Consider the following 10,157-nt stretch of genomic DNA (forward strand, 5'->3'; position numbering starts at 1 on the left):
CATCAGACCGCGACGCCCAGCAAGCCGGAACGGAGGTCGCCTGAAACACCCCGATCCACAGGTCTTGACAATTCCTCGTTGATGATCTGGGTGGCTTCGTCTGACCAACGGCGAAAGTCGGCGATGTCGCTCTCCGGCACGCCGAGGATGGCGGCGATCACACGAAGCGGCATCGGCATTGTGAGCCGCTGTACGGCATCACAGTCACCCACAGCGATCATGTCATCCACGAGTTCGGCGGCAAGCTTGTCGATGACGTTGCGCCAACCGTCCAGCGCACCTTTTGTAAACGCCGGCTGAACTTGTTTCCTCAGGCGGCTGTGCTGCTCGCCATCGGTAACCACGACGAGATCGGCGACCATCCGTACCCGGGTCACTCCATGTCTGCTAGTCACCTGGTCTGTGTCGCGTAGGGCTGCGCGGACATCGTCGAGTCTGTGCAGAATCCATGTCGCGCGCCGGGGGTTGTAGTGAACACGACCACCGCGGTGCAGGGCGTCGTAAGCAGCGTGGGGTTGCGCCGCGACGGCTGGGTCCAATGGGTCATAGTCAGTATTGACCGCACCTGTCCACCCGCTGTACCCACGTCGGCGTGTGCGTATCGCAGCAGAGACGTTCAACCACCCCGCCGCAATGAGCGGCGAGAACATCGTGGTGGCACCGTCAGCGGGCTTTGCTCTGTAGTTCACGATTCAGCACACCTTCTCTAACACCACTTGTCTCAGAGTCGGTACCGGACGCCCACGCGGTCAATATGTGGCAGCGAAGTTGAAAGACGCCCACACAGGGCTGACGAGCACTTCTGTTCTCAGAGCGGCCAGAAGCTGCACATATTGGAGAGACATCGCGACGAATATGTCTCACGGTGATAAAAAAGAGTTGTTGTCTATCACTGCTGTGAACGGAAGGCTGATAGCCGTGACACAGAAGGATTGGGTCCTCGGAGTGGACCGTAGCGCCGAGGCACGTAATCGCATTATGTCGGCTGCCTTAGAGCTCGTCTCACGCAAAGGGTTCGAAGCCTTCACCATCGATGCTTTGGCTGCGCAGCTGAATTGCTCGTCCGCAACCATCTATCGCCATACAGGCGGTAAGGCCGCGATTTTCGACCGCCTTATCTCCTTGTTCTCGCAGCGGATCATCACCTCTATCCGGCAAGCCATAGACGGTGTTGAGGGAACTGAGCGCGTTGCGACTGCCATTGTCACCGCGCTGGACCTCATGCGGGCTGAACCGCTCGGAAAACTGATGATCGGCGACATTCGCCCCGACCACGACACCGGAACCGTGACCGCATCACCCTTCGTGGTCAAGATGGCCGAAGAAATGATCGGGCGCAGCGACCCTCTAGCCGCACAATGGCTTATTCGCGTCACTTTCGCCTTGTGGTACTGGCCCGTCAAAGACAAACGCAGCGAGCACGAACTGGTGAAGCGGTTCGCCGCACCATCGGTGACCCTGGGAATTCGCTAGTGACTGCTGCAGCGTCCTGCTAACCGAAGCGCCGGTGCGGCGCCGGTAAATCGCATCCGTCTCGAGTCGAAATAAACCTTACGAAACCCTCTGACCAGTTAGTACGGTGGGGCGGGTGGGGCTCGAACCCACGACCAACGGATTATGAGTCCGCGGCTCTAACCGACTGAGCTACCGCCCCAGCGAAGCACGACCACACTAGCGCGGCAAGAACACCCGACAGCGACGCGGCACCGGCAAGTCAGTCAACAGGCCGCAGCCGAAACACTCTGATCTCGCGAGGCGCGGCGCTGGCGCGATAGCTGTCGTAGCCGGCGTAAAAGTCGACGGCGGTGTCCCACGCGGCCGCGCGGTCATCGCCGGTCAGCAGTTCGGCCCGGTATTGCCGAGGCGGCCCCTTGTACTCGATGGTGCATTCGGGGTTGGCCACCAGGTTGGCGCTCCACCCCGGGTGCTTGGGGCCCCCGTAGTTGGAACCGATCGCCAGCAGCCCGTCGCCGTCCTCGATCAGCGTCAGCGGATTGGTGCGCGGACGACCGGACTTGGCTCCGGTTGTGGTCAGCAACCCGACCCGGTCCAGGCCGGCGGAACTCAGGCGTCCGTTGGTCCGGGGTATCAGCACCCTGTCAACCCGTGGCGCAACGTGGACCGCGAGATTGGAGCCGAGCCGGCTCATGGCGATGCGCTCCCCGAGGGCTTCGTGAAACCGCAGCCGCCGCCCGCGGATTGGACTCTCTCGTAAAAACGCCATACAGAGACTGCTACCCCGGTCGCGGACTCAATACACGTAGACGACCGCGCCGTTACCGCCGTTGCACACCACCAGGGATCCGTTGGCCGCACACGTCATCGTGTAGTGCTGGCCGGTCACGGGACTCACCGCTTCGACCTGACGCGGTGTCACGCTGGCCGGTCCGCCTGCCCCGTAGGCGACCCGCACTTGCTCGGCGAAGGGACAAGACGTGTCGGTCGATCCCGCCGCGGAATGCGTGAAGCCACCCGCGGGCCCGGAGGTCGACGGGCACGCTTGAGCACCCGGTGGAAGCGCCACCGGCGTCGTCGAAGAGGTCGTCGAAGTCGTCGTAGTCGTTTCGGACTGCAGAATCCACGGCGCACAACCTTGGGATCTGAAGCCCGCGTCGGTCGGCAGGATCTGCACCACCTGCGGAATGATCCCGGCGCCGTTGGCGATGATGTCGGCGGTCTGCCCACCGAAGCCCCTCAGTCGCTCCCAATAGCAGGAGTCGCCACCTTGCGACCGGTAGGTGCCGGCCTGCAGCCCAACTCCCATCCGAAACGTGCCGTCACCCGGCAGCATGCGGGCTCCTGCCGGCGTCGTCGACGTTGTGGTCGAGGTCGACGGCGATGACGATGATGCGTTCGGCGGCGGAATCGACACGGTCGTTCCGGGATAGATCGGCGGCATGAAACTCGAAGTCGCGGGGTGACCGGTTTCGGTGGGCATGGTGAACTTCTTGTTGGGCTCCGAACACCCGCTCAGGGCGCCGGCCACAACCATGACAGCCGCCACGACTCGATTAGCTGAAGATGGTCTGACCATCGACATCAATCAGATACCGCTCAGTGCCCGATTCCACCCGCGCCGCATCGGCGCCCAACGACACCGCAATTTTGTTGGCCGAGTTGCGCATGATGTCGAAGGTCAGCTCCACCGCCTCCTCCGGCGAAAAGCGGGAGCGCACCTCGGCGGCATCGTCGACGGCGAGGTGCGCAGGGCTCCAAATTAACGCATCCGTATACCGCAGCGCTGCTTTAGCGCGTTCGTCCAGCATGTTGGACGTCTCGAATCGGGTGATCTCGTCGTACAACGACTCCGAACCGCCCGCGTGCAAGGCGTTGCCTTCACGCAACGACCTGCACAACCGGCAGTTGTGCGCGACGGCGACCCGCAGCCTGACCAACTCGGACGTCACCGGGTCCAGCGCACGCATCCGGGCCACCGCGGGTGCGAATTCACCCAGCAACACCGCCGAGGGGTCACTGTCGTGATCCCACACCATCGGACTGTTCACCCACGCCAGATACTGCGAACCAACACCCAAAGCTTCCAGGCCAGCCCGCACCCGCGGTACGAAGTCGGCGATAAAGATGGAGACCACGACCCGAAATGTGCTGTCGCCCAGGTATTTGAGTAATTGCGAGCGCTGCTCGGCGCTGATCATGGAAACGTCGATGCTGAATTGCTCGGCGAATTCGGCGACGACGGCGTTCGCCTCCGACACCCGCTCGACGTCCGACTCAGGAAACGGTAACGGCGGCAGTCCGATCGCGCCGGCGCACACCCGCCGAACCATTCCGGCAACACGCCCATCGCCACCAGACATGGCGACAAAACGCGCCAGGTAGTCAGGATCGAGGTCCGTCATCCCTCATACGGTAAACCTATTGAGCCTGGCTCACGGACGACATGTGGAAGTCAGGTATCCGCAGCGACGGCATCGCCGCCCGGGTCGCCCAGTCGCCCCATTCGCGCGGCAACGTCTTCTCGCTGACGCCGGCTTCGGTCGCCCGCCGCAGCAGATCCAGCGGGCTCTCGTTGAAGCGGAAGTTGTTGACGGCCCCGGTCACCTCACCGTCCTCGACCAGGTAGACGCCGTCGCGGGTCAGGCCGGTGAGCAGCAGCGTGGTCGGGTCGACCTCGCGGATGTACCAGAGTGTGGTCAGCAACAAGCCGCGCTCGGTGGCGGCGATCATGTCGGCCAGGTCGACCGATCCGCCCGTCATGACGATGTTGTCGCAGGCAACGGCTACCGGCGCGTCGTAGCGGGCGGCCGTGGCACGCGGATAGGCCAACGAGTTGATCACCCCGTTGCGGATCCAGTCGACCTGCCCGATCTCCATGCCGTTGTCGAACACCGACATCGTCTCCGAGGAATTGCTGACCGCGACGAACGGCGTGCACGCCAAGCCCGGCGCCAGCGGATCAGAAAACAACGTCAACGGAAGATCCGTGAGCCGCTCGCCCACTCTGGTCCCGCCACCGGGCGCCGACAGCGCAGTGCGGCCCTCCTGCGCCCCGCGACCGGCCATCGTCCACCCGAGATAAATCATCATGTCGGCGACCGTCGAAGGCGGCATGATCGTCTCGTACCGGCCCGCCGGCAACTCCACCGATCGCGATGCCCAGCCCAGTCTCGTCGAGAGATCCGATAGCAGCGAATCTATCGGCACGTCAACGAAATCCGACGTACCGATGCCCGCCCAGGCGCTAGCGTCCCCGCGCTTGGCGTTGACCTCGATCGCCCCGGACGGTTGGGTGTAGCGCCGCCGCAGACCCGTCGACGACGCCAGGAATGTCGTCGAAACACTGTGGTGCGCATACCCATACAGCCTGTCGGCGCCCCGGAAGCCCCGACACAGCGGACCCGCGATACCGGAGAAAACCCCGGCGCCGGTGCCGGACACGGGCGCGTCCCAGTCGACTGGTTCTCCGGAGTCACCGAGCAGCGGCGCGGCATCACCGGCCTCCGGTGCCGAACGGGCCGCATCCTGGGATGACACCACCAGCCCGGGCAGCACCGACGGATCGGCCTCGCCCGACACCACCGTCCCGACCCGGGCGCTATCACCTTCTCGCACAATCGAAATCACCGTCACGCTGCGGGTCACCGTGACGCCGTTGGTGGTCATCGAATTGTTCGCCCAGCGCAGCGTTGCTTCGACCTTGTCGGTGACCAGCACCATGGTCTCGTCGGCGCGACCGATCTTGGCGGCCTCGTCCAAAACGATGTTGATGACGTGCTGAGGTGTGATCATCGGCCGCCCTCGGTACGGGTGTTGAGCACATTGACGCCCCGGAACAATGCCGACGGGCAGCCGTGGCTGACCGCGGCGACCTGTCCGGGCTGGGCCTTGCCGCAGTTGAGTGCGCCGCCGAGCCGCCATGTCGATTGGCCGCCGACGGCTTCCATCGAGTTCCAGAAGTCGGTGGTGGTGGCCTGGTAGGCGACATCACGCAGCTGCCCATAGAGGCGGCCGCCCCGGATGCGGTAAAACCGTTGCCCGGTGAACTGAAAGTTGTAGCGCTGCATATCGATCGACCAGGACTTGTCACCGACAATGTAGACCCCGTCGTCGATCCGGCTGATCAGATCCTCAGTGCTGAGATCCTCCGGACCTGGTTGCAGGGACACGTTGGCCATCCGCTGGATCGGCACGTGGTGGGGCGAATCGGCATACGAGCACCCATTGGAGCGCGCCTCCCCCAGCCCGTGAAGTCTTGGCGCGAACACTCGGTCGAGCTGATAGCCCACGAACACCCCGTCGCGCACCAGATCCCAACTCTGCGCGGCCACCCCTTCGTCGTCGTAACCAATAGTGGCCAAGCCGAATTCGACGGTGCGATCGGCCGTCACATTCATCACCGGCGAGCCGTACTGCATCGAATGCAGCTTGTCCGGAGTCGCGAAAGACGTACCGGCGTAGGCCGCCTCGTAACCGATGGCGCGGTCGTATTCGGTTGCGTGACCGATAGATTCGTGAATGGTCAGCCACAGGTTGGTGGGATCGATCACCAGATCTGTTGGCCCCGCCATCACCGACGGTGCCCGCACCTTCTCATACAGCAGGTCGGGCAGCTCGGCGAGTTCTGCGGTCCAGTTCCAGACGTCGTCGCCGGCCACCACTTCCCAGCCTCGCGCGGTCGGCGGCGCCAACGTGCGCATCGAGTCGAAGCTGCCCTCGGCGGCATCGACGGTCACCGCTTCCAGCTGCGGCAGCAGCCGCACCCGCTGCTGGGTGATCGATGAACCAAAGCTGTCGGCGTAGAAGGTCTGCTCCTTGACGGCGTTCAGGCTGGCCGACACGTGGTCCACGCCATCGCCGTCCAGCAATCTCCTGGAGTAGTCCTGCAGCACGCTGATCTTTTCTGACGCCGGAACCCCGAACGGGTCGATGTCGTAGTTCGACACCCACTCCGCGTCGCGGTACACCGGTTCCGATGCGAGCCGGACCTGTTCGGTGTTGAGCGCCGCCAAGATGGTGGCGACCTGCACGGCGTGCCGCGCGGTCCGCGCCGCCACGTCAGGCGACAGCTCGGCATGCGAGGCGAACCCCCACGTGCCTGCCACGATCACCCGCACCGCCAGCCCGACCTCGCGAGTGACGACGGCGGTCTCGAGTTCACCGTCGCGTAACTGGATGATTTCGGTGCTGATGCGGTGAACCCGCAGGTCTGCATAACTGGCCCCGGCCGCTCTGGCAGCCGCCAACGCGGCGTCCGCCAACTGGTGGCGCGGCAGGTCCAGGAAGTCGGCGTCGATTCCCCGGTTCGCTGTCACGGGTCCACCGTAACGACCGGCTTTAATACATTCATGTCCGACGCGCCACGCCGTTCCACCGCGCTGGCGTATACCCTGCTGGCGCCCAGCCTGTTCGGCGTGATCGCATTTTTGCTGCTGCCGATCCTGGTGGTGGTGTGGCTGAGCTTGTACCGGTGGGATCTACTCGGCCCGCTGCACTATGTCGGCCTGGCCAACTGGCGGTCGGTGCTCCAAGACGCCGACTTCGGCGATTCGCTGGTGGTCACCGCGATCTTCGTACTGCTCGTGGTTCCAACTCAGACGGCGCTGGGGCTGCTGGCCGCGATGATGCTGTCCCGCGGGCTCCCGGGGACCGGCTTGTTCCGCACGCTGTACGTGCTGCCGTGGATCTGCGCGCCGCTGGCCATTGCCGTGTTGTGGCGCTGGATCCTGGCCCCCACCGACGGCGCGGTCAGTACCGTGCTCGGCCGCCGCATCGAGTGGTTGACCAATCCGGACCTGGCGCTGCCGGTGGTCTCGGCGGTGGTGATCTGGACCAACGTCGGCTATGTCTCGCTGTCCTTCTTGGCCGGTCTGCTGGCCATCCCGGAGGACATCCACAACGCCGCCCGCACCGACGGCGCCAACTCCTGGGAGCGGTTCTGGCGCATCACATTGCCGATGTTGCGACCCACCACGTTCTTCGTGTTGGTCACCGGGATCGTGAGCACCGCACAGGTTTTCGACACCGTGTACGCGCTGACAGGTGGCGGCCCGGAAGGCAGCACCGATCTGGTGGCACACCAGATCTATGCCGAGGCGTTCGGCGCTGCCGCGATCGGCCGTGCCGCGGTCATGGCGGTGGTCTTGTTCGTCATCTTGGTCGGCGTCACGTTCGTTCAGCACCTGTACTTCCGCAAGCGGATCACCTATGAACTTACGTAACGCGCTGATCTACGCCGGTTTGGTGATCGGTGCCCTAATCACCCTGGCGCCGTTCGCCCTTGGGCTGCTGACTTCGTTCACCTCGGCCCATCAGTTCGCCACGGGTTCGCCGCTGCAAGTCCCGCGTCCTCCGACCCTGGCCAACTATGCCGATCTGGGCGGCACCGGGTTCGGCCGGGCCGCGGCGGTGACCGCGTTGATGACCGCGGTTATCCTGCTGGGGCAGATGACGTTCTCGGTGCTGGCCGGATACGCATTTGCGCGCCTGCAGTTTCCGGGACGCGACGGCCTCTTCTGGGTCTACGTCGCCACGCTGATGGTGCCGGGCACGGTGACGGTGGTTCCGCTGTACCTGATGATGGCCCAAATGGGTTTGCGTAACACGTTCTGGGCGTTGGTGATTCCGTTCGTGTTCGGTTCACCGTATGCGATCTTCCTGCTGCGCGAGCACTTTCGTCTGATCCCCGACGACCTGGTCAACGCTGCGCACCTCGACGGCGCCAACACATTGGACGTGCTGGTGCATGTGATCCTGCCATCATCCAAGCCGGTGCTGGCAGCGTTGACGATGATCACCGTTGTTTCGCAGTGGAATAACTTCATGTGGCCGTTGGTAATCACCAGCGGACGCAAGTGGCGGGTGCTGACAGTGGCTACCGCCGATCTGCAGTCACGGTACAACTCGCAGTGGACGTTGGTCATGGCGGCGACGACGGTCGCGATCGTGCCACTGGCCTTGTTGTTCATGGCTTTCCAGCGCCACATCGTCTCCTCGATTCTGGTATCTGGGCTCAAATGAACCGCCCCCGCTTTTCGACCCTGTTCGCCGCCGCACTGGCCCTGATCACCGCGCTGTTGATGACGACGGCGGTCTTGATGGGCCACTCGGGTGACGACGGCAAGATCGTGGTGACTGTGCGGTTGTGGGCCGAACCCATTGCAGCGGCGTATAAACGGTCGTTCGAAGCCTTTACCCGCACACATCCGGACATCGAGGTCCGCACCAACATGGTCGCGTTCTCCAATTATTTCGACACGCTGCGCACCGACGTAGCCGGTGGCAGCGCCGATGACATCTTCTGGCTCTCCAACGCCTACCTCGACGCCTACGCCGACAGCGGCCGGCTCATCAAAATCGATCCGCACGAACGGGATTGGGAGCCGGCCATCACCGACCAGTTCACCCGTGACGGGACACTGTGGGCGGTGCCGCAACTAACCGACGCGGGAATAGCCCTCTTCTACAATGCCGACCTGTTGGCTGCCGGAGGCATCAATCCCGCCGACCTGGACAGCCTGCGCTGGAGCCCGGGCGATGACGACACGTTGCGGTCGGTGCTCGCCAAACTCACCGTCGACGCCGACGGGCACCTCGCCGGCACAATAGGTTTCGAGCCTCGCCGGGTCCGGCAATGGGGATACAACGCCGCCAACGACCCGCAGGCCATCTACCTGAACTACATCGGTTCGGCTGGCGGGGTCTTCCAGCGCGACAATAAGTTCGCCTTCGACAACGCCGAGGCGCTGCAAGCTTTCCGCTACCTCGTCGGCTTGATCAACGAGGACCACGTCGCACCACCGGCCTCCGACACCAACGGCAACGGTGATTTCTCCCGCAACCAGTTCCTGGCCGGCAAGATGGCACTGTTTCAGTCGGGGACCTACAGCCTGGCTTCGGTGGCCCGCGATGCCACCTTTCGCTGGGGGGTGGCGATGATGCCCGCCGGACCAAAAGGCCGGGTAAGCGTCACTAATGGCATTGCCGCGGCAGGTAATTCCGCCTCGTCACATCCGGAGGCGGTGCGCCAGGTGTTGGCCTGGATGGGCAGCAGCGAGGGGAATGCCTATCTGGGCCGCGAGGGTGCAGCCATCCCTGCGGTGCTTTCCGCCCAGCCCGTCTACTTCGCCTACTGGAAGGCCAGGGGCGTGGATGTCACACCGTTCTTCTCGGTACTGGCGGGCCCACGCATACCCGCCCCGGGCGGTGCTGGATTCGCCGCCGGTAATGAGGCGTTGCAACCTTACTTCGACGAAATGTTTTTGGGCCGGGGCGATATCGCTACCACGTTGCGACAGGCGCAAGCGGCGGCCAACGCCGCCGCGCAGCGCTAGCCCGCACGCTCGGTGCAACAATTAGTCGGGCAGCACCAGTACCGGCACCGGACTATGGCGAATGATCTTGTCGCTGCGCGTGCCGAGCAACACCCGACGCAACTCGGTGCGCGGAGACGTGGCCAACGTCAGGATCTCGCCGTCGAGGATGCGGTTTTGGAAGCGTGGGCGGTGCAGGCACGCGAAATCTTGGAGTCGCTGAAGGTCGATGGCGTAGTCGGCGATGATGTTGTGTTGCAAGTGGTTACCGGCCACAGTTGGGTCGAGGTACTGCACCAGGCGGACTGGATCGACGGCGAGATCCTGACGTTGGCCACGTCTCCGCGCACCGAGTTGCGTCGGGTGTTGCTCGGCACGCGCAGCGAT

At 63.9% G+C, this 10,157-nt stretch carries 10 protein-coding genes, 1 tRNA gene and 1 pseudogene; 4 read left to right on the top strand and 8 right to left on the bottom strand.

Going from position 1 to position 10,157, the window contains the following annotated elements:
* Positions 1-77: 77 nt before the first annotated feature.
* A pseudogene (locus tag A5634_RS30350) lies at positions 78-650 on the bottom strand (cytochrome P450); the annotation flags it as partial.
* A 268-nt stretch (positions 651-918) separates the two neighbouring features.
* Here A5634_RS30350 and A5634_RS18000 point away from each other — a divergent pair.
* Positions 919-1,473 (top strand): TetR/AcrR family transcriptional regulator, encoded by a 555-nt coding sequence (locus A5634_RS18000; protein ID WP_065145389.1) that lies wholly within the window; start codon positions 919-921, stop codon positions 1,471-1,473.
* A 107-nt stretch (positions 1,474-1,580) separates the two neighbouring features.
* Here A5634_RS18000 and A5634_RS18005 read toward each other — a convergent pair.
* From A5634_RS18005 to A5634_RS18035, 6 genes are all read right to left on the bottom strand, one after another.
* Positions 1,581-1,654 (bottom strand) — tRNA-Ile (locus A5634_RS18005).
* Positions 1,655-1,714: 60 nt separating this feature from the next.
* Positions 1,715-2,224 (bottom strand): nitroreductase family deazaflavin-dependent oxidoreductase, encoded by a 510-nt coding sequence (locus A5634_RS18010; protein ID WP_172831734.1) that lies wholly within the window; start codon positions 2,222-2,224, stop codon positions 1,715-1,717.
* A 27-nt stretch (positions 2,225-2,251) separates the two neighbouring features.
* Positions 2,252-3,004, bottom strand: a complete 753-nt coding sequence (locus A5634_RS18015) for a hypothetical protein (protein ID WP_253861719.1) — start codon at positions 3,002-3,004, stop codon at positions 2,252-2,254.
* A gap of 7 nt (positions 3,005-3,011) precedes the next feature.
* The gene (locus A5634_RS18025; protein ID WP_065145392.1) at positions 3,012-3,860 is read right to left on the bottom strand and encodes a carboxymuconolactone decarboxylase family protein; all 849 of its coding nucleotides are present in this window, start codon (positions 3,858-3,860) and stop codon (positions 3,012-3,014) included.
* A 16-nt stretch (positions 3,861-3,876) separates the two neighbouring features.
* Positions 3,877-5,250, bottom strand: coding sequence for a TldD/PmbA family protein (locus A5634_RS18030; protein ID WP_065145393.1), 1,374 nt, complete (start codon positions 5,248-5,250; stop codon positions 3,877-3,879).
* Complete coding sequence (locus A5634_RS18035) at positions 5,247-6,773, bottom strand: TldD/PmbA family protein (protein ID WP_065145394.1); 1,527 nt, start codon at positions 6,771-6,773, stop codon at positions 5,247-5,249. The genes A5634_RS18030 and A5634_RS18035 overlap by 4 nt, the downstream gene beginning before the upstream one ends.
* Before the next feature lie 33 nt (positions 6,774-6,806).
* Here A5634_RS18035 and A5634_RS18040 point away from each other — a divergent pair, with 33 nt between their 5' ends.
* From A5634_RS18040 to A5634_RS18050, 3 genes are read left to right on the top strand one after another with little or no spacing between them, the layout of a single operon-like run.
* Positions 6,807-7,679, top strand: coding sequence for a carbohydrate ABC transporter permease (locus tag A5634_RS18040; RefSeq protein ID WP_065145395.1), 873 nt, complete (start codon positions 6,807-6,809; stop codon positions 7,677-7,679).
* Positions 7,666-8,478, top strand: coding sequence for a carbohydrate ABC transporter permease (locus A5634_RS18045; protein ID WP_065145396.1), 813 nt, complete (start codon positions 7,666-7,668; stop codon positions 8,476-8,478). Before A5634_RS18040 ends, A5634_RS18045 begins: the two co-directional genes overlap by 14 nt.
* Complete coding sequence (locus A5634_RS18050) at positions 8,475-9,791, top strand: ABC transporter substrate-binding protein (RefSeq protein WP_065145397.1); 1,317 nt, start codon at positions 8,475-8,477, stop codon at positions 9,789-9,791. The genes A5634_RS18045 and A5634_RS18050 overlap by 4 nt, the downstream gene beginning before the upstream one ends.
* 21 nt (positions 9,792-9,812) lie before the next feature.
* Here the strand turns inward: A5634_RS18050 and A5634_RS28325 are convergent.
* The coding region (locus A5634_RS28325; RefSeq protein ID WP_172831736.1) for a universal stress protein at positions 9,813-10,157 on the bottom strand (345 nt) is incomplete at its 5' end.

It is taken from the genome of Mycobacterium asiaticum (genome assembly GCF_001673365.1).
Taxonomy (GTDB): Bacteria; Actinomycetota; Actinomycetes; order Mycobacteriales; family Mycobacteriaceae; genus Mycobacterium; species Mycobacterium asiaticum_A.